General features: G+C 52.3%; 25 protein-coding genes. 10 read left to right on the top strand and 15 right to left on the bottom strand.

Annotated elements, in window-relative coordinates:
• Positions 1 to 56: 56 nt before the first annotated feature.
• From HGD79_RS18440 to gltB, 3 genes are all read right to left on the bottom strand, one after another.
• Entirely contained in the window at positions 57 to 1,184 is a 1,128-nt protein-coding gene (locus HGD79_RS18440; RefSeq protein WP_000445144.1) for a PDDEXK nuclease domain-containing protein, read from the bottom strand.
• Positions 1,185 to 1,367: 183 nt separating this feature from the next.
• A complete protein-coding gene (gene gltD, locus HGD79_RS18445; RefSeq protein WP_000081670.1) occupies positions 1,368 to 2,786 on the bottom strand; it encodes a glutamate synthase subunit GltD in 1,419 nt (472 codons plus the stop codon).
• A gap of 12 nt (positions 2,787 to 2,798) precedes the next feature.
• Entirely contained in the window at positions 2,799 to 7,259 is a 4,461-nt protein-coding gene (gene gltB, locus HGD79_RS18450; protein ID WP_001388534.1) for a glutamate synthase large subunit, read from the bottom strand.
• Between the two features lie 674 nt (positions 7,260 to 7,933).
• On the opposite strand from gltB, the gene HGD79_RS18455 reads away from it, so the two are divergent.
• The 4 genes from HGD79_RS18455 to mtgA all read left to right on the top strand — a co-directional run bounded on the left by HGD79_RS18455 (position 7,934) and on the right by mtgA (position 12,903).
• Positions 7,934 to 8,863, top strand: coding sequence for a TIGR01212 family radical SAM protein (locus HGD79_RS18455; RefSeq protein WP_168848469.1), 930 nt, complete (start codon positions 7,934 to 7,936; stop codon positions 8,861 to 8,863).
• Positions 8,864 to 8,958: 95 nt separating this feature from the next.
• A complete protein-coding gene (arcB, locus tag HGD79_RS18460; RefSeq protein ID WP_000809774.1) occupies positions 8,959 to 11,295 on the top strand; it encodes an aerobic respiration two-component sensor histidine kinase ArcB in 2,337 nt (778 codons plus the stop codon).
• Positions 11,296 to 11,524: 229 nt separating this feature from the next.
• Positions 11,525 to 12,178 carry an isoprenoid biosynthesis glyoxalase ElbB gene (elbB, locus tag HGD79_RS18465; protein ID WP_001299134.1) on the top strand — a complete coding sequence of 218 codons (654 nt, stop codon included), beginning with the start codon at positions 11,525 to 11,527 and terminating at the stop codon, positions 12,176 to 12,178.
• Entirely contained in the window at positions 12,175 to 12,903 is a 729-nt protein-coding gene (gene mtgA / locus HGD79_RS18470; RefSeq protein ID WP_000047091.1) for a monofunctional biosynthetic peptidoglycan transglycosylase, read from the top strand. The genes elbB and mtgA overlap by 4 nt, the downstream gene beginning before the upstream one ends.
• Here the strand turns inward: mtgA and yrbL are convergent.
• The 12 genes from yrbL to HGD79_RS18530 all read right to left on the bottom strand — a co-directional run bounded on the left by yrbL (position 12,900) and on the right by HGD79_RS18530 (position 21,709).
• Entirely contained in the window at positions 12,900 to 13,532 is a 633-nt protein-coding gene (yrbL, locus tag HGD79_RS18475; protein WP_000620405.1) for a PhoP regulatory network protein YrbL, read from the bottom strand. The genes mtgA and yrbL overlap by 4 nt on opposite strands.
• Positions 13,533 to 13,745: 213 nt before the next feature.
• The gene (gene npr, locus HGD79_RS18480) at positions 13,746 to 14,018 is read right to left on the bottom strand and encodes a PTS phosphocarrier protein NPr (protein WP_000216791.1); all 273 of its coding nucleotides are present in this window, start codon (positions 14,016 to 14,018) and stop codon (positions 13,746 to 13,748) included.
• Positions 14,015 to 14,869: an RNase adapter RapZ gene (rapZ, locus tag HGD79_RS18485; protein ID WP_000243741.1), complete on the bottom strand. Its 855-nt coding sequence runs from the start codon at positions 14,867 to 14,869 to the stop codon at positions 14,015 to 14,017. Before rapZ ends, npr begins: the two co-directional genes overlap by 4 nt.
• Positions 14,870 to 14,914: 45 nt before the next feature.
• Entirely contained in the window at positions 14,915 to 15,406 is a 492-nt protein-coding gene (ptsN, locus tag HGD79_RS18490; RefSeq protein WP_000183676.1) for a PTS IIA-like nitrogen regulatory protein PtsN, read from the bottom strand.
• 117 nt (positions 15,407 to 15,523) lie between these two features.
• Positions 15,524 to 15,811, bottom strand: a complete 288-nt coding sequence (gene hpf, locus HGD79_RS18495; RefSeq protein WP_001176599.1) for a ribosome hibernation promoting factor — start codon at positions 15,809 to 15,811, stop codon at positions 15,524 to 15,526.
• Positions 15,812 to 15,833: 22 nt separating this feature from the next.
• Positions 15,834 to 17,267: an RNA polymerase factor sigma-54 gene (gene rpoN / locus HGD79_RS18500; protein ID WP_168848470.1), complete on the bottom strand. Its 1,434-nt coding sequence runs from the start codon at positions 17,265 to 17,267 to the stop codon at positions 15,834 to 15,836.
• 47 nt (positions 17,268 to 17,314) lie between these two features.
• On the bottom strand, positions 17,315 to 18,040 hold the full coding sequence (gene lptB / locus HGD79_RS18505; protein WP_000224099.1) for an LPS export ABC transporter ATP-binding protein: 726 nt from the start codon (positions 18,038 to 18,040) through the stop codon (positions 17,315 to 17,317).
• A gap of 6 nt (positions 18,041 to 18,046) precedes the next feature.
• Entirely contained in the window at positions 18,047 to 18,604 is a 558-nt protein-coding gene (gene lptA / locus HGD79_RS18510; protein ID WP_000669785.1) for a lipopolysaccharide ABC transporter substrate-binding protein LptA, read from the bottom strand.
• Positions 18,573 to 19,148 (bottom strand): LPS export ABC transporter periplasmic protein LptC, encoded by a 576-nt coding sequence (gene lptC, locus HGD79_RS18515; protein WP_000030537.1) that lies wholly within the window; start codon positions 19,146 to 19,148, stop codon positions 18,573 to 18,575. Before lptC ends, lptA begins: the two co-directional genes overlap by 32 nt.
• Positions 19,145 to 19,711 carry a 3-deoxy-manno-octulosonate-8-phosphatase KdsC gene (gene kdsC, locus HGD79_RS18520; RefSeq protein WP_000030016.1) on the bottom strand — a complete coding sequence of 189 codons (567 nt, stop codon included), beginning with the start codon at positions 19,709 to 19,711 and terminating at the stop codon, positions 19,145 to 19,147. Before kdsC ends, lptC begins: the two co-directional genes overlap by 4 nt.
• Before the next feature lie 20 nt (positions 19,712 to 19,731).
• Positions 19,732 to 20,718, bottom strand: coding sequence for an arabinose-5-phosphate isomerase KdsD (gene kdsD / locus HGD79_RS18525; protein WP_001295557.1), 987 nt, complete (start codon positions 20,716 to 20,718; stop codon positions 19,732 to 19,734).
• Positions 20,719 to 20,731: 13 nt separating this feature from the next.
• The gene (locus HGD79_RS18530) at positions 20,732 to 21,709 is read right to left on the bottom strand and encodes a calcium/sodium antiporter (RefSeq protein WP_096147531.1); all 978 of its coding nucleotides are present in this window, start codon (positions 21,707 to 21,709) and stop codon (positions 20,732 to 20,734) included.
• Positions 21,710 to 21,918: 209 nt separating this feature from the next.
• Between HGD79_RS18530 and mlaF the strand changes: the two genes are divergently transcribed.
• The 6 genes from mlaF (at position 21,919) to ibaG (ending at position 25,435) form a co-directional block, all read left to right on the top strand.
• Complete coding sequence (gene mlaF, locus HGD79_RS18535; RefSeq protein WP_000438245.1) at positions 21,919 to 22,728, top strand: phospholipid ABC transporter ATP-binding protein MlaF; 810 nt, start codon at positions 21,919 to 21,921, stop codon at positions 22,726 to 22,728.
• A gap of 7 nt (positions 22,729 to 22,735) precedes the next feature.
• Positions 22,736 to 23,518, top strand: coding sequence for a lipid asymmetry maintenance ABC transporter permease subunit MlaE (gene mlaE, locus HGD79_RS18540; protein WP_000925795.1), 783 nt, complete (start codon positions 22,736 to 22,738; stop codon positions 23,516 to 23,518).
• A gap of 4 nt (positions 23,519 to 23,522) precedes the next feature.
• Positions 23,523 to 24,074, top strand: a complete 552-nt coding sequence (mlaD, locus tag HGD79_RS18545) for an outer membrane lipid asymmetry maintenance protein MlaD (RefSeq protein ID WP_001296448.1) — start codon at positions 23,523 to 23,525, stop codon at positions 24,072 to 24,074.
• Positions 24,075 to 24,092: 18 nt separating this feature from the next.
• The gene (gene mlaC / locus HGD79_RS18550) at positions 24,093 to 24,728 is read left to right on the top strand and encodes a phospholipid-binding protein MlaC (RefSeq protein ID WP_000476487.1); all 636 of its coding nucleotides are present in this window, start codon (positions 24,093 to 24,095) and stop codon (positions 24,726 to 24,728) included.
• The gene (mlaB, locus tag HGD79_RS18555; protein WP_000004488.1) at positions 24,728 to 25,021 is read left to right on the top strand and encodes a lipid asymmetry maintenance protein MlaB; all 294 of its coding nucleotides are present in this window, start codon (positions 24,728 to 24,730) and stop codon (positions 25,019 to 25,021) included. The genes mlaC and mlaB overlap by 1 nt, the downstream gene beginning before the upstream one ends.
• A 159-nt stretch (positions 25,022 to 25,180) precedes the next feature.
• Complete coding sequence (ibaG, locus tag HGD79_RS18560; protein WP_000429656.1) at positions 25,181 to 25,435, top strand: BolA family iron metabolism protein IbaG; 255 nt, start codon at positions 25,181 to 25,183, stop codon at positions 25,433 to 25,435.
• Positions 25,436 to 25,462 lie beyond the last annotated feature (27 nt).

Here is a 25,462-nt window from a genome sequence, read left to right on the forward strand (position 1 = left end):
TTAGTTCGTTTTAAAGATTCTGCAGACACTGTCTGCAGAATTCGAAACCGCTGAAATTAACGGCGTCTATAGCCTTCCTCTAGCACCGCCTGTGTTCGAACGAGTTCATCTGCGAGTCGTTTCTCATCAGGTAGTTGCATCTTATATTCGCTTGCCAGAACGGTGTTAGGCAAACCTGCCAGAGCATAATGTGCTTCTCCGGCTCCTTTCTCTGCACAGAGAACCAGACCGATGGGCGGATTTTCATCCGGTAGCGTCCAGTGCTCTTTGGCGTAGTTGAGATACATATTCATCTGTCCGGCATCGCTATAGCTGAATTTGCCCACTTTTAGATCGACGATTAGTAGGCAGCGTAAACGGCGGTGGAAAAACAGCAGATCGACACGAAACCAGTTGTCATCAATGCGTAACCTTCGCTGTCGACCAACAAAGGCAAAATCATCCCCAAGTTCCAGCATGAAATCCATCAGGTGGTTGATCAGCGCCTCCTCAAAATCGGATTCTGAGTATTCATCTTTCAATTCCAGAAATTCGAGCACAAAGGGATCGCGTATCGCCTGCTGCGGAAGAATATGCGTCTCGGTAGGAGCGTGTTGTTGCAGCATGGCTGATTTGTCATGTGACAGTAGTGTTCGCTCATAAAATTGGGTCGCAATTTGCCGTTCTAGCTGGCGAACAGACCAGCCACAGCGGAGCGTCTCTTTTTCATAAAAGCTGCGGGCGTCAGCGTTTTTAACGGAAAGTAAACGGACGTAGGTGGACCAGGGCAGGGGGAAAGATTTGGCAGACAGCGTCTGCCAAATCTTTGCCGATGGGAATTCTGCAGATGGTGTCTGCGGAATTCCCAATGGTGTTAATTCGCCAGACACTGTCTGGCGAATTTCAACATGTTGAAAAAAGAGGTAAAAAAGCCTCATTTGGCGTAAGTTTTTTGCAGAGAACCCACGCTTATACCTTAGACTTAAATCCTTTGATAGTCGCTTGATTAGCTGCGCACCATACGCAGCCCTGGCCTCGCCACCTTGTTCAAATTCGACAATTCGTCGGCCAATTTCCCAGTATGTCGCGGTCATCAGCGCGTTAACGCTACGTACCGTTTCCGTCCGGGCGCTATCGACCAGATGAATAATACCGTCGTGGATTTGCTGGTAGCCTGTTGAGGTTCTCTCTGAGAGCGATTCCATTATCTGTCCCTTTATATGGCGCTGCGTTGAATAATGGAATCAGCTATACGCCGGGCATCTACCGGTAACAATCCAGATGAGCGTATTACATTGGTTTTCTTCAGATTATGCGAGGCGCTTTCCAGAAAGAAAGGAGAATTTCAGCGCCGACTCTTTTCTGAGGAGGCGGCGCTGGGACAGAGCTTAAACTTCCAGCCAGTTCATAATACCGTCTGCCGCCTTACGACCTTCGGCAATAGCGGTTACCACCAGATCGGAACCACGGACGATATCGCCGCCAGCAAAGATTTTCGGGTTGCTGGTCTGGAAGGCGTTGTCGCTGCCTTCCGGGGCGATGATGCGGCCTTGTGAATCCAGCTCGACGCTGTGTTTTGCCAGCCATTCCATGTTGTGTGGACGGAAACCAAACGCCATGATCACTGCATCTGCCGGAACGATATGTTCGGAACCTGCAACGATCTCCGCGCGGCGACGGCCTTTGGCATCCGGTTCGCCCATTTCGGTACGTACCATTTTTACGCCGCTGACTTTACCGTTACCGTTCACTTCAATCCCCAGTGGCTGGACGTTGAATTTGAACTCTACGCCTTCTTCCCGCGCGTTTTTCACTTCGCGGCGGGAACCCGGCATGTTATCTTCATCACGACGATAGGCACAGGTAACGTGCTTCGCTCCCTGGCGCACGGACGTACGCACGCAGTCCATCGCAGTGTCGCCACCGCCAAGGACCACCACGCGTTTGCCTTCCATGCTGACGAACGGTTCGTCGCGGGTTTCACCAAAGCCCATTAACTGTTTGGTGTTGGCGATAAGGAACGGCAGCGCTGCGTACACGCCATCGGCGTCTTCGTTTTCCAGCCCGCCGCGCATTGACTGATAAGTCCCGACGCCAAGGAAGACGGCATCGTAATCACTCAGCAGATCGTCCAGCTGCACGTCGCGGCCCACTTCGGTATTGAGTTTGAATTCAATACCCATGCCAGTGAAGATTTCACGGCGACGCGTCATTACCTCTTTTTCCAGCTTGAAGGCCGGAATACCGAAGGTCAGCAGCCCGCCAATTTCTGGATGACGGTCGAAGACAACGGCTTTTACGCCGTTACGCGTCAGGACATCCGCACACGCCAGACCTGCCGGGCCTGCGCCGATAATCGCCACTTTTTTACCGGTTTGCTTCACGCCGGACATATCCGGACGCCAGCCCATTTCGAACGCTTTATCATTGATATAACGCTCAATGTTGCCGATGGTCACCGCGCCAAACTCATCGTTCAGAGTGCAGGAACCTTCGCACAGACGGTCTTGCGGGCAGACTCGTCCGCAAACTTCCGGCAGGGTGTTGGTCTGGTGCGACAGTTCCGCCGCTTCAAAAATACGCCCCTCGTTGGCGAGCTTCAGCCAGTTCGGGATGTAGTTGTGTACCGGACATTTCCACTCGCAGTATGGGTTGCCGCACGACAGGCAGCGGTCAGCCTGCGCTTTGGCCTGGCCTTCGGAAAACGGCTCGTAAATTTCAACAAACTCAATTTTGCGGATCTTCAGCGGTTTCTTTGGCGGATCAACGCGCTGCAGGTCGATAAATTGATAAACATTCTGACTCATTGTTGCTACCCCTTACTGCGCCTGCACGCGCAACTCTGCTGCGCTACGACTACGATGACCCAGCAGTGCTTTTACATCACTGGACTTCGGTTTAACCAGCGCAAATTTAGTGGCGAAGGTTGACCAGTTCGCCAGAATCTCTTCACCGCGCTGAGAGCCAGTATGCTGAACATGCTCGGTGATAAGACCGCGCAGATGCTCTTCATGGATCGCCAGATCGTCAACGCTTAAGACCTCGACCAGTTCCGGGTTAACGCGTTTGCGGAAATCACCGCTTTCATCGAGAACGTAAGCGAAGCCGCCGGTCATGCCCGCACCGAAGTTAACGCCGGTTTTACCCAGAATACAGACAATACCGCCCGTCATATATTCACAGCCGTTGTCGCCAATGCCTTCTACCACGGTGATAGCACCGGAGTTCCGCACGCCGAAACGTTCACCCGCGCGGCCTGCGGCATACAGACGACCACCGGTCGCGCCATACAGGCAGGTGTTGCCGATAATACTTGCTTCATGGCTGCGGAAGGCGGAACCAACCGGAGGACGAATGGCGATTAAGCCGCCCGCCATGCCTTTACCGACATAGTCGTTGGCATCCCCGGTCAGGTACAGTTCCACGCCGCCCGCGTTCCACACACCGAAACTCTGGCCTGCGGTGCCGTTGAAGTACGCTTTGATAGGATCGGCTGCCAGCCCCTGATCGCCGTGCGTCTGGGCGATATAGCCTGAAAGCGACGCGCCGACAGAACGGTCGGTGTTGCGAATATCGAACCAGAAGGTTTTGCTCTGGCGTTCATCGACAAACGGTTTCGCCTGTTGCAGCAACTGCGCGTTCAGCAGGCCGTTATCAAACGGTGGGTTGTTTTCGGTGCAGTAGAGTGCCTTACCTGGATGCGGTTCGGCGGTCTCCAGCAGCTTCGACAGCGCCAGTTTTTGCTGTTTGGCGGTGAAACCGTCCAGTTCTTTCAGCAGGTCGGTGCGACCAATCAGATCCACCAGACGCGTTACGCCCAGCTGTGCCATCAGCTCGCGGGTTTCACGGGCAATAAATTCAAAGTAATTGGTAACCTTGAACGGCAGGCCGTGATAGTGGTTCTTACGCAGTTTGTCATCCTGAGTTGCTACACCCGTTGCGCAGTTGTTCAGATGGCAAATACGTAGATATTTACAGCCGAGCGCCACCATCGGGCCAGTGCCGAAGCCGAAGCTTTCTGCGCCGAGAATCGCCGCTTTGATGATATCAACACCGGTTTTCAGGCCGCCATCGACCTGCAAACGGATCTTATGACGCAGACCATTGGCAACCAGCGCCTGCTGGGTTTCAACAAGCCCCAGCTCCCACGGGCAACCTGCGTATTTCACTGACGACAGCGGGCTTGCGCCGGTGCCACCGTCATAGCCTGCGATGGTGATTAAATCGGCATAAGCTTTTGCCACGCCAGTCGCGATGGTGCCTACGCCCGGTTCGGAAACCAGCTTCACGGAGATCATCGCTTTCGGGTTAACCTGCTTGAGGTCGAAAATGAGCTGCGCTAAGTCCTCGATAGAGTAGATATCGTGGTGCGGCGGCGGGGAGATCAGCGTCACTCCGGGCACCGAATAGCGCAGTTTGGCGATGTAAGGAGTGACTTTGTCGCCCGGCAACTGACCGCCTTCGCCCGGCTTCGCGCCCTGGGCGACTTTAATCTGAATGACGTCGGCATTGACCAGATACGCCGGAGTAACGCCGAAGCGACCAGAAGCCACCTGCTTGATGCGCGACACTTTGTTAGTGCCATAGCGCGCCGGGTCTTCGCCGCCTTCACCGGAGTTCGAGTTACCGCCGATGCTATTCATCGCTTCCGCCAGCGCCTCGTGGGCTTCCGGGCTTAACGCGCCGATAGACATCGCGGCGGTATCAAAGCGTTTAAACAGTTCGCTTGCCGGTTCAACATCAGCAATGTTGACCGCGTTTTCACCCGGCGTAATTGCCAGCAGATCGCGCAGCGTGGTTGCCGGACGCTCATTAACCAGCTTCGCGTATTCCTGATAGTCGCTGTACTCGCCGCTTTGTACCGCCTGTTGCAGCGTGCGCACCACGTCCGGGTTGTAAGCGTGGTATTCGCCGCCGTGGACGTATTTCAGCAGGCCGCCCTGGCTGATGGGCTTACGCGCCAGCCAGGCACGTTTCGACAGGTTCAGCAGATCCTGCTGGAAGTCTTCAAAGCTCGCCCCACCAATGCGGCTGACCGCCCCCTGGAAGCACAGGCCCACTACATCATCGTGCAGACCGACCGCTTCAAACAGTTTCGAGCAGCGGTAAGAGGCGATGGTGGAGATGCCCATTTTGGACATGATTTTGTACAAGCCTTTGTTGATGCCGTTACGGTAGTTGAGCATCACGGTACGATAATCTTTGGCAATCGCATGGGTGTCTACCAGGCGGCCCAGCGTTTCATAGGCAAGGTATGGATAAATAGCCGTCGCGCCGAAGCCCAGCAACACGGCGAAGTGGTGCGGATCGCGGGCGCTGGCGGTTTCGACGATGATGTTGGCATCGCAACGCAGGCTTTGATCGACCAGACGGGTCTGGATCGCGCCAACCGCCATCGGGGCTGGAACCGGCAGGCGATCTTTAGCGATATTCCGGTCGGAGAGCACCAGCAGCACGGTGCCGCTACGTACCATTTTTTCGGCTTTGTCGCACAGCTCTTTGACTGTCGCTTCGAGCGTGGTTTTAGTGACGTCAAAGGTGATATCCAGCGTATCTGCGCGGTAGTGCTCCTCTTTCATCGTCGTGAGCTGTTTGAAATCGGAGTAGAGCAGAATCGGCGATTTAAAGCTTAAACGGTGCGCCTGGCCCTCTGCTTCGCAAAAGACGTTCATTTCACGACCGATACTGGTGGCGAGCGACATAACATGCGCTTCACGCAGCGGGTCGATTGGCGGGTTAGTCACCTGGGCAAACTGCTGGCGGAAGTAGTCGTAAATAATGCGCGGCTGACTGGAGAGCACGGCGAATGGGGTGTCGTCGCCCATCGAACCGACCGCTTCCTGACCGTTTTCGCCCAGTACGCGAATTACGGAGTCCAGCTCTTCCGCGCTGTAGTTAAACTGTTTCTGATAGCTGGCGAGCGTGTCGTCGTCCAGTTCGCGGCTACCCACTTCTTCATCGGGCAGATCTTCAAACGGTACCAGTCGGCGGACGTTTTTCTCCATCCACTCTTTATATGGATGGCGGCTTTTCAGATCGTCATCGGTTTCTGCCGAGTGCAGAATACGCCCACTGCGGGTGTCGATAACCATCAGTTCGCCTGGCCCGACGCGGCCTTTTTCGACCACTTCGTCAGGCTGGTAATCCCAGATACCGACTTCAGAGGCGCAGGTGATGAGCTTATCTTTGGTGATGACGTAGCGCGCCGGACGCAGACCGTTACGGTCGAGGTTACAGGCGGCAAAACGACCGTCGGACATCACGATGCCCGCCGGGCCATCCCACGGCTCCATATGCATGGAGTTAAAGTCAAAGAAGGCACGCAGTTCCGGGTCCATATCCGGGTTGTTCTGCCAGGCGGGTGGCACTAACAGACGCATGGCGCGGATGATATCCATTCCGCCTGCCAGCAGCAGTTCCAGCATGTTATCCATCGAACTGGAGTCAGAGCCGGTTTCATTGACGAACGGTGCGGCGTCGTGCAGATCAGGGATAAGCGGCGTCTGGAATTTATAGGTACGCGCACGCGCCCATTGGCGGTTACCGGTGATGGTGTTGATTTCACCGTTATGCGCCAGGTAGCGGAACGGCTGCGCCAGCGGCCAGCGCGGTACGGTGTTAGTGGAGAAGCGCTGGTGGAACAGGCAGATGGCCGATTCCAGACGCAGGTCCGCAAGATCCAGATAAAAGCGCGGCAGATCCGCCGGCATACACAGACCTTTATAGATGTTCACCAGATTCGACAGGCTACAGACGTAGAAGTCTTTGTCGGCTTCGAGACGCTTTTCAATGCGGCGGCGGGCGATAAACAGACGGCGCTCCATATCGCGCGGACGCCAGCCTGCCGGGGCGTTCACAAAAATTTGCTCAATGCGTGGCAGAGAGGAGAGGGCGATTTCACCCAGCACGCCTTCGTTAGTGGGGACATCACGCCAGCCCACAATCGACAAGGTTTCGCGTTGCAGTTCTTCTTCAACGATGCGGCGTGCGGCAGCGGCGAGTTCAGGATCTTTATTCAGGAATAGCATCCCGACGGCGTAGTTTTTTGCTAAACGCCAGCCGCGCTCCTGCGCAACGATGCGAAAAAAGCGATCCGGTTTTTGTAACAGCAAGCCGCAACCGTCGCCGGTTTTACCATCGGCGAGAATCGCGCCACGGTGCTGCATGCGGGCCAGTGCGTGTATTGCAGTACGCACTACCTTGTGGCTAGGTTCGCCTTCTATGTGGGCGATCAGGCCGAAACCACAGTTATCCCTCTCAAGGGATTTATCGTACAACATATCGTGAACCTCCCCCAGGCTCTGCGGGAACCCCACTTCCGAACCGCTGCGCACGGGCACAGAAAGAGCGTGGCGACGGGGTTTGCGTGTCATACGCGCGCCTCGCATTCGCCCCCTTGTTGTCCTTTTCGCATCGGTTAATACGGTGAAGAGGGGATCTCAATTACTGCATAAATATGATGAGCAGGCTGCTCATCCAGAAAGCTTCCAGCGGATTTCCAACTTATCGGGAAAGCTGATACAGGTCAAATGGCAAGCTTATTGGTACAGAAATGTGCTTTAGCGCAAAATTCTTTATTAAATTACTGAAATTAAAATGGATTTTATCTTTAAGGCTAAAAGGGAAGTCGTTAGAGAAACAGTCAATTCCTGACTGTCATAAAGGCGTGTTAACCCTTATCCTGCCTTGAACTGACGAGAAAACCAGCATTTTATACTGCCTTAATTGGTAATGACGTTTCATGCTACTGTTTTTGCCTAAAATCCATAAGGAGATAAAAAAATCTGACACAAGATAAGCAAAAGTGATTTATGTGATTATGCATGAAATTTCGGTAATTTTGATTGATTATGCAGTTGATAAAAGCAGGCCGGGACGATTGATCCAGGTCATCGCCGAATTGAGCTAAAAATGGCAGGCTTTGGCCTCTTTTCAAGGCGCGGTCTATCAGATTATGCAGTTACAGAAATTAGTCAATATGTTTGGTGGTGATCTCACCCGTCGTTATGGGCAAAAGGTGCATAAGCTGACGCTACACGGCGGTTTTAGCTGCCCTAACCGTGACGGTACCATCGGGCGTGGTGGCTGCACATTCTGTAATGTTGCCTCGTTTGCCGATGAAGCGCAGCAGCATCGTTCCATTGCCGAGCAACTGGCGCACCAGGCGAATTTAGTTAACCGCGCTAAACGCTATCTGGCCTACTTTCAGGCGTATACCAGCACCTTTGCGGAAGTTCAGGTGCTGCGTTCTATGTATCAGCAGGCGGTGAGCCAGGCCAATATTGTCGGTTTGTGTGTTGGTACCCGCCCGGACTGCGTGCCGGATGCGGTGCTGGATCTGCTTTGCGAATATAAGGACCAGGGTTACGAAGTGTGGCTGGAGCTGGGGCTACAAACCGCCCACGACAAAACACTGCATCGCATCAACCGCGGCCATGATTTTGCCTGTTATCAGCGTACAACCCAGCTGGCACGTCAGCGCGGGCTGAAGGTGTGTTCCCACTTAATTGTCGGCCTGCCTGGCGAAGGGCAGGCTGAATGTTTGCAAACGCTGGAGCGAGTGGTTGAAACCGGCGTGGACGGCATAAAGCTGCATCCGCTGCATATTGTGAAAGGCAGCATTATGGCGAAAGCCTGGGAAGCGGGGCGTTTGAACGGTATTGAACTGGAGGATTACACGCTCACTGCCGGAGAAATGATTCGCCATACGCCACCGGAAGTGATCTACCACCGCATTTCCGCCAGCGCCCGTCGCCCGACGCTGCTTGCTCCTCTGTGGTGCGAAAATCGATGGACGGGAATGGTCGAGCTGGATCGCTATCTGAATGAACATGGCGTACAGGGATCGGCGCTGGAATGTCCGTGGATACCTCCAACGGAGTAGGTCGTTGAGGGGAATTCCGCATTTCTCACACAATTTATAACGTAACTGTCAGAATTGGGTATTATTGGGGCAGGTTGTCGTGAAGGAATTCCCTAATGAAGCAAATTCGTCTGCTGGCGCAGTATTATGTTGACCTGATGATGAAGTTAGGTCTGGTGCGCTTCTCAATGTTGCTGGCGCTGGCCCTCGTCGTTCTTGCCATTGTGGTACAAATGGCGGTAACCATGGTGCTGCATGGTCAGGTCGAAAGCATTGATGTTATTCGTTCTATCTTCTTTGGTTTGCTGATTACGCCGTGGGCGGTCTACTTTCTATCGGTGGTCGTCGAGCAACTGGAGGAGTCACGACAACGTCTGTCACGGCTGGTGCAAAAACTGGAGGAGATGCGCGAGCGCGATTTGAGCCTCAACGTTCAGTTAAAAGATAATATTGCCCAGCTAAATCAGGAAATTGCCGTTCGTGAAAAAGCGGAAGCAGAACTGCAGGAAACCTTCGGCCAACTGAAAATTGAAATCAAAGAGCGCGAAGAGACACAAATTCAGCTCGAGCAGCAATCCTCATTCTTACGTTCCTTCCTTGATGCTTCACCCGACCTGGTTTTTTATCGTAACGAAGATAAAGAGTTTTCCGGCTGTAACCGCGCGATGGAGCTGCTGACCGGAAAAAGCGAAAAACAACTGGTTCACCTGAAACCTGCTGATGTTTACTCACCGGAAGCCGCCGCAAAAGTCATTGAAACCGATGAAAAAGTGTTCCGTCATAATGTGTCACTGACCTATGAACAGTGGCTGGATTACCCGGACGGGCGCAAAGCCTGCTTTGAAATCCGTAAAGTGCCGTACTACGACCGCGTGGGTAAACGTCACGGTTTGATGGGCTTTGGTCGCGACATTACCGAGCGTAAGCGGTATCAGGATGCGCTTGAACGGGCCAGCCGCGACAAAACGACGTTTATTTCCACCATCAGTCACGAATTGCGTACACCGCTGAACGGTATCGTCGGCCTGAGCCGTATTCTGCTGGATACCGAACTCACCGCCGAGCAGGAAAAATATCTCAAGACCATCCATGTTTCGGCCGTCACGCTGGGGAATATCTTTAACGATATTATCGACATGGATAAGATGGAACGGCGCAAGGTCCAGCTTGATAATCAACCGGTTGATTTCACCAGCTTCCTTGCCGATCTGGAAAATCTCTCCGCATTGCAGGCGCAACAAAAAGGATTGCGCTTTAACCTGGAGCCGACGCTGCCATTACCGCATCAGGTCATTACCGACGGGACGCGTTTACGGCAGATCCTGTGGAACCTCATCAGTAACGCCGTCAAATTCACCCAGCAAGGCCAGGTTACCGTGCGCGTGCGCTACGATGAAGGCGATATGCTGCATTTTGAAGTGGAAGACTCTGGTATCGGCATTCCGCAGGATGAGCTGGATAAAATTTTCGCCATGTATTACCAGGTGAAAGACAGTCATGGCGGTAAACCTGCCACCGGCACCGGTATTGGTCTGGCCGTTTCTCGTCGTCTGGCGAAAAATATGGGCGGCGATATTACGGTTACCAGCGAACAGGGCAAAGGTTCAACCTTTACGTTGACGATCCACGCACCGTCGGTAGCAGAAGAGGTCGATGATGCGTTTGATGAAGACGATATGCCTTTACCGGCGCTGAATGTGCTGCTGGTGGAAGACATTGAACTGAACGTGATTGTTGCGCGTTCTGTGCTGGAAAAATTAGGTAACAGCGTTGATGTCGCCATGACCGGCAAGGCGGCGCTGGAGATGTTTAAACCGGGCGAATACGACCTGGTGTTGCTGGATATTCAGTTGCCAGATATGACCGGGCTGGATATCTCTCGTGAACTGACGAAGCGTTATCCGCGCGAGGATTTACCGCCGCTGGTGGCCTTAACCGCTAACGTGCTGAAAGACAAACAAGAGTACCTCAATGCTGGAATGGATGATGTGCTGAGTAAGCCGCTTTCGGTTCCGGCGCTAACCGCGATGATCAAGAAATTCTGGGATACCCAGGATGATGAGGAGAGTACGGTGACGACAGAAGAGAACAGTAAATCAGAAGCATTGCTCGATATTCCCATGCTGGAACAGTATCTCGAACTTGTAGGACCGAAGCTGATCACCGACGGGTTAGCGGTGTTTGAGAAGATGATGCCGGGCTATGTCAGCGTGCTGGAGTCGAATCTGACGGCGCAGGATAAAAAAGGCATTGTAGAGGAAGGACATAAAATTAAAGGTGCGGCGGGGTCAGTGGGGTTACGCCATCTGCAACAGCTGGGTCAGCAAATTCAGTCTCCGGACCTTCCTGCCTGGGAAGATAACGTCGGTGAATGGATTGAAGAGATGAAAGAAGAGTGGCGTCACGACGTAGAAGTGCTGAAAGCGTGGGTGGCAAAAGCCACTAAAAAATGACCCCGGCTAGACCGGGGTGCGCGAATACTGCGCCAACACCAGGGAAATCTTGGCTGCGCCGTAAATTATTATGATGAGTTACAAGGGCACAGCACTGTTTTTCAGGCCGCACGCAGTTAAGATAGCAAAACTTAAATGATTTGTTACATGAATCAGTTAAATGTGTGATGCGTACCATTTTTATTAAAAAAATTAATGTGTTTCAGTCAATTGCGAAAGGATGATCACAATGAAGAAAATTGGCGTAATTCTGAGCGGATGCGGCGTCTATGACGGTTCTGAAATTCATGAAGCGGTGTTGACGTTGTTAGCTATTTCACGCAGCGGTGCGCAGGCGGTCTGCTTTGCACCGGATAAGCAGCAGGTTGATGTTATCAACCATTTAACTGGCGAAGCGATGACGGAAACGCGCAACGTGCTGATTGAAGCGGCACGAATAACGCGCGGTGAAATCCGTCCTCTGGCCCAGGCCGATGCCGCTGAACTGGATGCGTTGATTGTGCCGGGGGGGTTTGGCGCGGCGAAGAATTTAAGCAATTTTGCCACTCTTGGTAGCGAATGCACCGTTGACCGTGAATTAAAGGCGCTGGCACAAGCGATGCATCAGGCCGGAAAACCGCTTGGTTTTATGTGTATTGCCCCGGCGATGCTGCCGAAAATTTTCGATTTCCCGCTGCGTTTGACCATCGGTACTGATATCGATACCGCAGAAGTGCTGGAAGAGATGGGCGCGGAGCATGTGCCCTGTCCTGTCGATGATATCGTGGTTGATGAAGACAATAAGATTGTCACCACCCCAGCATATATGCTGGCGCAGAACATTGCAGAAGCGGCGAGCGGCATTGATAAGCTGGTTTCCCGCGTGCTGGTTCTGGCTGAATGAGTAAAAGCCGCTTAACGGTGTTTAGTTTCGTTCGCCGTTTTCTTTTGCGGTTAATGGTTGTCCTCGCCGTTTTCTGGGGCGGGGGCATCGCGTTGTTTAGTGTTGCGCCTGTTCCCTTCTCAGCGGTAATGGTCGAGCGACAGGTCAGCGCCTGGCTGCATGGCAATTTTCGTTACGTGGCACATTCTGACTGGGTCAGTATGGATCAAATCTCGCCGTGGATGGGACTGGCGGTGATTGCCGCAGAAGATCAGAAATTTCCTGAGCACTGGGGCTTTGATGTCGCTTCCATTGAGAAAGCCCTGGCGCACAACGAGCGCAATGAAAACCGTATTCGCGGTGCTTCAACGATTTCTCAGCAGACGGCCAAAAATCTCTTTTTATGGGATGGGCGTAGCTGGGTACGAAAAGGGCTGGAAGCTGGATTAACGCTGGGGATAGAAACAGTCTGGAGCAAAAAGCGTATCCTGACGGTTTACCTGAATATCGCCGAATTTGGCGACGGTGTGTTTGGCGTCGAAGCTGCGGCACAACGTTATTTCCACAAACCCGCGAGCAAACTTACCCGGTCGGAAGCTGCATTACTGGCAGCTGTATTACCTAATCCACTTCGTTTCAAAGTCTCCTCGCCATCGGGCTACGTGCGTAGCCGTCAGGCGTGGATTTTACGGCAGATGTATCAGTTAGGCGGTGAGCCGTTTATGCAACAACACCAGCTGGATTAAGCTTCGCGCGAAGTGAGGGCCAGCGTTTTGCTCTCACGAGGTTGCAGATCTTTCTGCAGGGCAATAGCCAGCGCCGGTTGGGCGATAAATCGTTTCCATAACCGCTCTTGCTTACGCAGACAACACCACTTCGACCAGGTCGCCAGTGGAATCAATGTGCTTTCACCAATGTTGTCACAGACGACCGGGATAACCTCTGACTCACTGATGCGGTGACAGAGGATATTCTGCGGCTTCAGCGACATCGTCACGATACGGTTATCCTGCAAATAACGCTTCAGCTGTTTCAGTAGCTGGCGCAGTTGTGCAATGTCTTCTTCGTAACGGCATTGTTCAGCAAATTCGGTCAGCGTAATGGAGGGTTTACCGTCAAAATCTGCAATCACATCGTAGACATAACCGGTTCCGCAATCCGTCTCAACGGTACCGTGATAGCGCGGTATTCCACTCCAGTCTTTTAACCGGCGACCAAGATGCGCGTAGTACTTTAACTCACGGCGGATCTCTTTATCGCCACCATCGCCACGATGGTAGACAATCTTGATACAGCGTTGGGCATCTTCCGGATGCGCATAACATTTCCGATGTCTTCCGGTGCCCAGGGGACTTTGTTCAGATAAGCGAATCATGCCATCTCCTGGAAATATTTTCTGACGATCTCCAGTATGGTCGATTAACTTAAACAAAACCTAAACAATGCCTCTTAAGGTTTTCTTAAGGTTCTTCTGAAAGTGAAAAGCGCACAAAATGTACAAATGACGTTGATTGAGAACGATTTCAGTACGTGATTTTCTTATTGTCGGGGGGAGTTTGAAGGGAGTTGTATGTCAAAGTGATGAAGATTAATCTTCATCAAAACCAGAGTTAAAGAGGGCGATAACGGCGGCCAGTGCTTCCTCTTCCTGTGGGCCGGTCGCTTCAACTTCAATCTGCCGTCCTTTGGCAGAATCCAACATCAGCAGCGCAATAACGCTGTTGGCTTCGGCCTCGGTGCCTTCGTCATTACGTAACAGCACTTCAGCGTCAAAACCCTGCATTAATTCAAACAGCTTCATTGCAGGCCGGGCATGCATGCCCAGCTTGTTTGTGATTTCAACAGTTTGCTTGACGGTCATGGTTTACGTTTTTCCAGCGTACGATGGCGTGACTGGACGTTTTTACCGCGCGAGCGGAAGTAGTCTGCCAGTTGCTCTGCAATATACACCGAACGGTGCTTCCCGCCGGTACAACCAATGGCGACCGTCAAGTAGCTACGGTTGTTGGTTTCCAGCATAGGTAACCATAGTTCAAGATAGCTTCGCGTCTGGTAGATAAAATTGTGTACTTCTGTGTGGCGGTCGAGGAACGCGGCGACAGGTTTATCAAGACCTGTCATTGGACGCAGTTTCGGATCCCAGTGCGGGTTCGGCAAGAAGCGCACGTCAAAGACGTAATCTGCATCGATAGGGATACCGTGTTTGAAGCCGAAAGACTCAAAGACCATGGTCAGTTCGCGTTCACGTTTACCCAGCAGACGGGTACGCAGCATTTCAGCCAGCTCGTGAACGGACATTTCTGAGGTATCGACAATCAGATCCGCTCGCGAACGCAGAGGCTCCAGCAAATCGCTTTCTTTGTCGATAGCACTTTCCAGCGACAGGTTTTTGCTGGAAAGCGGATGCAGTCGGCGCGTGTCACTGTAACGACGAATTAAGGTATTACGGTCGGCATCCAGGAACAGTAGTTGCGGTGAGAAAGCGTCAGGCAGGTTACTCATCGCCTGTTCGAATATTTCTGGTGACTCCGGCATATTACGAACATCAATGCTGACGGCGGCAGAAATCTCGCGATCGGCCAGAGTTCGAGCCAGATCGGGTAACAACACTACGGGAAGGTTATCCACGCAGTAAAAACCCATATCTTCCAGCGCACGCAGGGCGACAGATTTACCTGAACCTGAACGTCCGCTGACGATCATCAGTACCATGTACTGTTTCTCCTCACAACGTCTAAAAGAGACATTACCGAATAACTACGCTTCATCCGGAGTACCTTCGGTATCCGTAATGATTTGATACAGCTCTTCATCGCTCTGGGCTGCGCGTAAACGGCGGCAGATGGTTTTGTCCGCCAGACGTTTCGCCACCAGCGACAGAGTATGCAGGTGCGTTTTAGTTTGGTCTGCCGGCACCAGCAGGGCAAAAAGTAAGTCCACCGGTTGGTTGTCGATGGCATCGAAAGCTATAGGCGTTTCGAGCTGAACGAAAACGCCAACGGCGCGCAGAGTATCTTCTTCCAGTTTGCCATGCGGAATGGCAATACCATTGCCGATACCGGTACTGCCCATTTTTTCCCGCGTCAGGATAGCTTCAAAAACCACCTGAGGCGGCAGGCTAAGTTGTTTCGCCGCCAGCTCGCTGATGATTTCCAGGGCGCGTTTTTTGCTCTGACAGTGGACGCGGCTTCGCGTACATTCCCTGTTAAGAACACTGCTAAGCTGTAGAGTTGTATCATTATTTGTCATAATTTCACCTAAGAACCTGCCCACTCAAACAGTGGAACAGGCTCGGAGCATTAACCGTACAAATGGCCCGTTGTGCCGCACAACAGGCCGCCATGCACATGCTAATTGCCCGGACAATTAGTGTTGTTTCAGTTTATCTTTATGTTTGGTCAACTGGCGTGCCAGCTTATCAATTAAGCCATCAATGGCAGCGTACATGTCCTGACCTTCCGCGCTGGCATGAATTTCACCACCGTTTACATGCAGTGTTGCATCTGAGGTGTGGGTGACTTTCTCCACTTTCAGAACAACATAGACCTGGTTGATTCGGTCAAAATATTGCTCAAGTTTGGCAAATTTAGCTGTAACAAATTCGCGCAGTGCCTCGGTGATCTCGACGTTATTTCCGGTAATGTTGAGCTGCATAGTGTCTTCCTTATCGGTTGGGTCAAACGAGCTGTTTACGCTGGTTTGACGGCGGAATGGATAAAGACTCTCGGTACTTCGCAACAGTGCGGCGTGCCACCATGATACCTTGTTCCGACAGTAAAGAGGTTAACTTGCTGTCGCTCAACGGTTTCGCTGGGTTTTCCGCCGCGATTAATTTCTTCACCAGTGCACGAATCGCCGTGGAGGAAGCTTCGCCGCCGCCCTCGGTATTGACGTGACTGGAAAAGAAATACTTCAGTTCAAAAATGCCTCGTGGACTATGCAGGTATTTTTGCGTGGTCACGCGAGATATCGTCGATTCATGCATTTCGACAGCCTGGGCGATATCGGCCAGTACCATCGGTTTCATATATTCTTCACCTTGCTCAAAGAAGGCTTGCTGCTGTTCAACGATACAGCGACTCACGCGCAGTAGCGTATCGTTACGGCTTTCCAGACTCTTGATCAACCATTTGGCATCCTGCAGATTGCTGCGGATAAACTGGCTGTCATCATCGTTGCGCGCGTTATTGCACATCGAGGCGTAGTGCTGGTTGATTTGCAGACGCGGAATGCTGTCACTGTTGAGTTCTACCGTCCAGTGACCGTTATGCTTACGCACCAGCACATCTGGAATGACATACTCAGGTTCGCCAGTCTGGATCGACTGCCCGGGGCGCGGATCGAGCGACTGGATCAGATTGACGGCTTCTTTCAGCACATCTTCTTTCAGACGCGTGACGCGCATTAAAGTGCGGAAGTCGTGATTGGCTAACAGATCGAGATGATCGCTAATGATCAGTCTGGCCTCTTCCAGCCACGGCGTGGTTTTATCGAATTGGGAGAGTTGGATTAGCAGGCAGTCACGCAGATCTTTTGCCGCTACACCGACCGGATCAAACCGTTGGATCCGCTTAAGGACGGCTTCAACCTCGTCGATGTCGATCTCTTCATCGCCCATACTTTCGAGAATATCTTCCAGCGGGACAGTCAGATAACCGGTGTCATCAACGGCATCGACGATAGAGGTAGCAATAGCGCGGTCAGTGTCGGAAAACGGTGTCAGCTCGACCTGCCACATCAGGTAATCCTGCAAGGTCTGCGTCGTTTCGCCCTGATAGACCGGCAGCTCATCGTCAATGTAGTCACCGCTGGTGCCGGATAGTGTACCAGCGGTGTAAATGGTGTCCCAACTGGCATCGAGCGGCAGCTCTTCCGGCATCTCTTTTTGTTCGAGCGCGTCGGCGGTGTCCAGCGTTTCACTGTCTTGCGTTTCGCGGGTGTCGATTTCTTCATGAGTGTCGATTTGCTCAAGCAGCGGATTACTCTCCAGCGCCTGCTGTAGCTCCTGCTGAAGTTCCAGCGTCGACAACTGCAACAGACGAATTGCCTGTTGGAGCTGTGGCGTCATCGCCAGTTGTTGGCTAAGCCTGAGTTGCAAACCTTGCTTCATGTTCAGAATCGTACTCTCCTGCTAAAACGTCGCAAACTTCTACCCTATCAGAGTCTGAAGTCTTCCCCAAGGTATACACGCTTAACGTGTTCGTCTTGTAAGATTTCTGTAGGCGTGCCGTGGGCGATCAAATGCCCCTGACTGACGATATAAGCGCGTTCACAAACCGCCAGTGTTTCACGCACGTTGTGGTCAGTGATCAGCACGCCCAGGCCGCTGTCGCGCAGGTGCTCAATGATGCGTTTAATGTCGATAACCGAGATCGGGTCAACCCCGGCAAACGGTTCGTCGAGCAGAATAAATTTCGGATTCGCAGCCAGTGCGCGGGCAATTTCTACACGGCGACGTTCACCCCCGGAGAGTGACTGCCCCATGCTGTCACGCAGGTGCTCAATGTGAAACTCTTCCATCAGCTCGTTCGCGCGGTCTTCACGTTGTTCAGCAGACAAGTCGTCACGAATTTGCAGTACCGCCATCAGGTTATCGTAAACGCTGAGGCGACGGAAAATGGAGGCTTCCTGTGGCAGATAGCCGATACCGCGGCGCGCGCGTGCATGCAGAGGCAGCAGACTGATATCGTCATCATCAATAATGATGTTGCCCGCATCGCGCGGCACAATGCCTACAACCATGTAGAAAGTGGTGGTCTTACCGGCACCGTTTGGCCCCAGCAGACCGACAATTTCCCCGGAGTTGACGGTCAGGCTGACGTCTTCTACCACGCGACGGCCTTTATAGGCTTTTGCAAGGTTCTTTGCAGTTAATGTTGCCATAACGAATTAATTACCCTTCTTCTGTGCCGGGGTCTGGCCTTTGTTGTTTTTGTCCTGCAGCTGCGACGGCACCAGAACGGTGGTTACGCGCTTGCCTTTGTCGCTGAAAGCCTGCATTTTCTGCTCTTTTACCAGGTAAGTGATCTTATCGCCCTTAATGTTGCTATCAACCTGCTGCAGATAAGCATTACCCGTCAGAACGACAAAATCTTTTGCCAGTTCGTAGTGCATCTGGGAAGCGTGACCTTCAACCGGTTTACCGTTGTCCTGCATCTGGTAGAACGTTGCCGGTTTACCGTAGCCGTCAATCACTTCTTTACCTTGTTCGCCGCCCGGACGGGTAACAACCACTTTGTCGGCATTAATTTTGATGGTGCCCTGGGTGACGATGACATTACCGGTAAAGGTAACCACGTTGCCTTGCATATCAAGAGATTGCTGGTCCGATTCAATGTGGATCGGCTGATCAGTGTCTCCGGTTACGGCAAATGCCGGAATGCTGGCGGCCAGAAGTGAGCTGGCAAGCACAAGATTAAGGCTGAGTTTGTTTGTTTTGAATTTCATAGGATGTTCTAACCTTTTCAATCAGCTCGGCGTTCTTGCTGCGTAAGTTACCGCGCATTTTCAGACCGCTGGAGTTAAATGTTGTTCCGTATAACGTGACGAGGTCTTCAGAGGTAACATCCTGCGTCACCAGATTGATCTGCGCGTTATCCGTCGTGATTCTGCGAAGTTGAGAGTCCGGCACGAGTGCGTTGACTTCAACGTGTCCATATAAATAGAGCATCCGGTCATTGGTCAGCTTGGCTTTATCTGCTTTTACGGACCATGTCGGGATTTTATCCTTATCAAACGTGGTAAGTACCGGCTGCGTAAACCACGAAACGGCCTGATCGGAATAATATTCAACGTGTTGAGCAATCAATCGATAGCTTAGTGCCCCTTCTGGGTTATAGACGAGCGTGTCCGTATGCTCGCTTTTATAGGTGGGATCATTGTTGTTGACGACCACCTGGGCGGTATCGTCTTTTTCGGCCATATTAATGCCGATCATCACCAGAACCGCCAGTGATAGCACAATGATAACCCAACGTCTGGCTTTACTCATATCGATTGCCCTTTGGCTTCATCCAGTTTGCCCTGCGCCAGGAGTAATAAGTCGCAAACTTCGCGCACTGCGCCACGACCGCCAGCAATGCGCGTCACGTAATCGGCGCGCGGGATCAACAGTGGATGCGCATCGGCCACGGCGACGCTTAAACCCACTTTTTCCATTACCGGCCAGTCGATGAGATCATCGCCGACATAAGCCACATTTTCCGGGGCAATCGCCAGTTTTTCCAGCAAATCGCTAAAGGCGATCAGTTTGTTTGACTGCCCCTGATACAAGTGAGTGATCCCCAATGTGGCACAACGATCTTCTACCAGTTTAGCCTTTCGCCCGGTAATGATAGCGACTTCAATATCAGAGGTGAGCGCACAACGAATGCCATAACCGTCACGAACATTGAACGCTTTCAGCTCTTCGCCGTTATTGCCCATATAAATCAGGCCATCTGACAGTACGCCATCAACGTCGAGGATCAGCAGACGAATGTTCTCTGCTTTTGCCATAACGTCGGCGCTGACAGGGCCGTAACAGGTCGCAAGCGACGCACCTGCTTTGCTCATTGTTGTTTATCCTTGAATCTTTACACTACGCCTGCACGCAGTAAATCATGCATATGTAACACACCGAGTAAATGGTCGCCATCGGCAACCATCACGGAGGTGATATGGCGGGACTGCATTAAGTTCAGTGCCTCAACGGCCAGAATGCCAGGGCGCACACGTATTCCCCCCGGCGTCATCACATCGGCAATACTTAACTGACGAACATCCACGCCCATATCGAAGACACGGCGTAAATCACCGTCGGTAAAGATGCCTTCAATCATCATATTGTCATCGCAAATGACAGTCATACCAAGATTTTTGCGGGTAACTTCCAGCAATGCGTCACGCAGACTGGCCGTTTTCTTAACATGCGGGATCTCATCGCCCGTATGCATAATATCGTTTACGCGCAGCAGAAGTTTACGACCCAGTGCGCCGCCTGGGTGTGAGAGCGCAAAATCTTCAGCAGTAAAGCCGCGTGCTTTTAACAGCGCGACAGCGAGGGCATCGCCCATAACCAGCGTGGCGGTGGTGCTGCTGGTCGGTGCCAGCCCTAACGGACAGGCTTCTTTCGCTACTTTAACACACAGATGCACATCTGCGGCGCGCGCCATGCTGCTCTCCGGGCGACCGGTGATGCAGATTAACGGTACGTGAAGACGCTTAAGCACTGGAATTAAGGCCGTGATTTCGCTGGATTCACCTGAGTTAGAGATAGCAATCACCACATCCTGTGGGGTAACCATGCCTAAATCACCATGCGCGGCTTCACCAGGATGGACGAAAAATGAAGGTGTACCGGTGCTGGCAAACGTTGCCGCCATTTTGCGCCCGATGTGCCCCGATTTCCCCATCCCCATGACGACAACTTTCCCTTTACACCAGAACATCTTTTCACAAGCAAGCGTGAAATTCTGATTGATGTATTGATCAAGCTCCGCCAGGCATTCACGTTCAATCGCCAGGACTTCTTTACCTGCTTGCTGAAAGTCAAAACCCGGTTGTAACTCTACGTGCGACATAATGCGTTTCCAGTTATTCAACGAGTATTGGCGATAACCAGTACAACATCGCCAGCCATACGATAAATCCGCCAGTTAATAATACCCCTACACCACGGCCCGGTTGCGGGGAGCGCCGCCAGCACAGCAACGCAAAAATAATGCTCACCAGCAACATCACGCTGTAGTCACGACTGTACGCCAGTGGATCAATCTCTCCTGGCGTTATCAGCGCGGGTAAACCCAACACGATGACAATATTAAAAATGTTTGCGCCAATGATATTTCCGACAGCAATGTCGTTTTCACCTTTGCGAACCCCCGCTATTGCGGTTGCCAGTTCCGGCAGGCTGGTTCCGATAGCAATTGCCGTCAGACCCATCGTCAACTCGCTGATGGCAAAGTAATTCGCCAGCACCGTGGCGTTATCAACCACCATCCGCGTGGCCACTGGCATGATGATAAGCGCAATGCCGAGCCATAAAAACGCGACGGGCAATCCGCCGTCACGCGGCAGCTCTGCAAGCTGCTCTCTGGTCAGGCTGTCAGTCCCCTGACGTTCAGCCTGACGTGCAAGTTTAACAATGAACAGCAGCCATAGCACAGCCAGAAAGAGGAGAAAGATACCATCGCTGCGACTAAGTTGTCCGTCATAGAGTACGGAACCGGCCACCACGCTGACCAACAACATTAAGGGTAATTCACGGCGTAGAACATCAGAATGGACGGTAAAAGGACGAACCAGCGCAGCCAGACCGAGGATCAGCAATATATTGATAATGTTTGAGCCGAGGGCTGTACCAACGGCTAAATTGCGTTGTTCGTGCAGAGACGCGGCAAGCGAGACGATGATTTCTGGTAACGATGTACCAATACTGACCACCGTCATGCCGATGATCAGCGGCGGGATGCCAAAGGTTCGGCAAAGAATAGACGCGGCAAAAACCAGGCGGTCGGCACTGTAAACGACCAAAAGTAAACCAACAATTAACAGTGCCGTAGCTAAAAGCATCTAACGTCCTTTCTTCAGGTATACTCGCCGGTCCGCTGAAGATTTTCAGAAAGCCGTAACGGATTCTTAATTTTGACTTTATGCGGCTAAAAAGTAAAACAAATGCCAGCTTTCGCTAACCACGGCGGGTAATATTCTGTAAATATGTTGGGTTCAAGGTTAAATTGAGCGCCATGCTTAGAAAATCAACGCAAGACGAAGGGTGAATTATGGAGCAGTCTGTGGCGAATTTAGTCGATATGCGCGATGTCAGTTTTACGCGTGGCAATCGCTGCATCTTCGATAATATTTCCCTGACCGTGCCGCGAGGGAAGATCACGGCAATCATGGGGCCATCGGGCATCGGTAAAACGACGCTACTCCGTCTGATTGGCGGGCAAATCGCACCAGATCATGGTGAGATCCTTTTCGATGGTGAGAATATTCCGGCGATGTCTCGTTCGCGCCTGTATACAGTGCGCAAACGGATGAGCATGTTATTTCAGTCCGGGGCGTTGTTCACTGATATGAACGTATTTGACAACGTCGCCTATCCACTGCGCGAACATACTCAACTTCCCGCGCCATTGTTGCATAGTACAGTGATGATGAAGCTGGAGGCCGTGGGGCTGCGTGGAGCGGCTAAGCTAATGCCTTCTGAACTTTCTGGTGGGATGGCGCGGCGTGCAGCGCTGGCGCGTGCGATTGCGCTGGAGCCGGATCTCATCATGTTTGATGAACCTTTTGTTGGGCAAGATCCCATCACCATGGGCGTACTGGTGAAGCTGATTTCTGAGCTGAACAGCGCGCTGGGCGTGACTTGTGTGGTGGTTTCTCACGATGTGCCGGAAGTGTTAAGTATTGCGGATCACGCCTGGATCCTGGCGGACAAAAAAATTGTCGCTCATGGCAGTGCCCAGGCGTTGCAGGCGAATCCTGATCCGCGCGTACGTCAGTTTCTGGACGGGATAGCTGACGGGCCTGTTCCGTTCCGCTATCCTGCCGGCGATTATCACGCTGATCTTTTACCAGGGAGTTAAGCCACTCATGCTGTTAAATGCGCTGGCGTCGCTCGGACATAAAGGGATTAAAACCCTGAGAACGTTCGGGCGGGCCGGGTTAATGTTATTCAATGCGCTGGTCGGCAAACCGGAATTTCGCAAACATGCGCCGCTGCTGGTGCGCCAGCTCTATAATGTCGGCGTCCTGTCGATGCTGATTATTGTGGTTTCTGGCGTGTTCATCGGAATGGTGTTGGGGCTGCAAGGTTATCTGGTTCTGACCACTTATAGTGCGGAAACCAGTCTGGGTATGCTGGTGGCGTTATCGCTACTGCGTGAACTGGGGCCGGTGGTTGCCGCGTTGTTGTTTGCCGGGCGTGCTGGTTCGGCGCTAACCGCAGAAATCGGCCTGATGCGCGCTACAGAGCAACTCTCCAGTATGGAGATGATGGCGGTGGATCCGCTGCGTCGGGTTATTTCTCCCCGTTTCTGGGCTGGGGTTATTTCATTACCACTGTTGACGGTTATTTTCGTCGCCGTGGGGATCTGGGGCGGATCTCTGGTCGGCGTCAGTTGGAAAGGCATTGATAGCGGGTTCTTCTGGTCGGCAATGCAAAATGCCGTCGACTGGCGTATGGATCTGGTCAACTGTCTGATTAAGAGCGTGGTGTTCGCCATCACGGTGACGTGGATTTCGTTGTTTAACGGCTACGACGCCATCCCGACGTCTGCCGGGATTAGCCGGGCAACCACTCGCACCGTTGTCCACTCGTCTCTGGCTGTTCTGGGGCTGGATTTTGTGCTGACCGCATTGATGTTTGGGAATTGAGTTCATGCAAACGAAAAAAAATGAAATTTGGGTGGGTATCTTTTTATTAGCAGCACTGCTGGCGGCGCTGTTTGTTTGCCTGAAGGCGGCGAACGTGACGTCCATACGTACTGAACCGACCTACACGCTTTATGCGACGTTCGATAACATTGGCGGCCTGAAAGCGCGCTCTCCGGTCAGTATTGGTGGCGTTGTTGTGGGTCGGGTGGCGGATATTACGCTGGACCCGAAAACCTATCTGCCGCGCGTAACGCTGGAAATTGAACAACGTTATAACCACATTCCAGATACCAGTTCGCTGAGCATTCGTACTTCCGGCCTGCTGGGGGAACAATATCTGGCATTAAACGTCGGTTTTGAAGACCCGGAACTGGGGACTGCTATCCTGAAGGATGGCGATACAATTCAGGACACTAAGTCTGCGATGGTGCTGGAAGATCTCATTGGTCAGTTCCTTTACGGTAGTAAAGGCGATGACAATAAGAATAGTGGCGATGCGCCAGCTGCTGCGCCAGGTAATAATGAAACCACTGAACCTGTGGGTACAACGAAATAATTTCAGGAGAACCGACGCATGTTTAAACGTTTAATGATGGTCGCTTTGCTGGTGATTGCACCTCTGAGTGCGGCAACCGCGGCAGACCAGACCAATCCTTATAAGCTGATGGACGAGGCGGCGCAGAAAACGTTCGATCGCCTGAAGAATGAGCAACCGCAAATTCGGGCCAACCCGGATTATCTGCGTACCATTGTTGATCAGGAACTGCTGCCATACGTACAGGTGAAATACGCCGGTGCGCTGGTGCTGGGCCAGTATTACAAGAGTGCGACCCCTGCTCAACGTGAAGCCTACTTTGCCGCTTTCCGTGAGTACCTGAAGCAGGCTTACGGTCAGGCGCTGGCGATGTATCACGGTCAAACCTATCAGATTGCGCCAGAACAGCCGCTGGGCGATAAAACCATTGTGCCTATTCGCGTTACCATTATTGACCCGAATGGCCGTCCGCCGGTGCGTCTGGACTTCCAGTGGCGTAAAAACTCCCAGACGGGCAACTGGCAGGCTTACGACATGATTGCTGAAGGCGTCAGTATGATCACCACCAAACAAAACGAGTGGGGAACGCTGCTGCGTACCAAAGGTATCGACGGCCTGACTGCGCAACTGAAATCGATTTCTCAACAGAAAATCACTCTGGAAGAGAAAAAATAATGAGCGAGTCACTGAGCTGGATGCAGACGGGTGACACGCTGGCGTTATCCGGAGAGCTGGATCAGGACGTTCTGCTACCGCTTTGGGAAATGCGTGAGGAAGCGGTGAAGGGGATTACCTGCATCGATCTTAGCCGTGTGTCCCGCGTGGATACGGGTGGACTGGCACTGCTGCTCCATCTTATCGATCTGGCGAAAAAGCAGGGCAACAACGTGACGCTTCAGGGGGTAAACGACAAAGTGTATACCCTCGCGAAATTGTATAATTTGCCTGCTGATGTTCTGCCTCGTTAAATTTTTTCAGGCCGGATATGGCGTTAACCGCCTGTCCGGCAAACCTGCCTGCAAGTCGAGCCTTGTCTGATTTATCAGCGAGGCTTTTTGCTTATTTATGCCAGCGCAACTTTGCTCTAAGATGTTTCGCTGGTTTATTAACTGATGATTGAAGATCCCATGGAAAATAATGAAATTCAGAGCGTGTTGATGAACGCTCTCTCCCTCCAGGAAGTCCACGTTTCCGGCGATGGCAGCCACTTTCAGGTTATTGCCGTGGGTGAGTTGTTTGACGGCATGAGTCGGGTTAAAAAACAGCAGACGGTCTATGGCCCGCTGATGGAATATATTGCGGATAACCGCATTCATGCTGTGTCGATCAAAGCGTATACCCCTGCGGAGTGGGCGCGCGATCGCAAACTGAACGGCTTTTGAGCTATGGGCGATTCGCCGGTAGCGGAT

The sequence above is a fragment of the Escherichia sp. SCLE84 genome (assembly GCF_012584495.1).
GTDB lineage: Bacteria > Pseudomonadota > Gammaproteobacteria > Enterobacterales > Enterobacteriaceae > ECMA0423.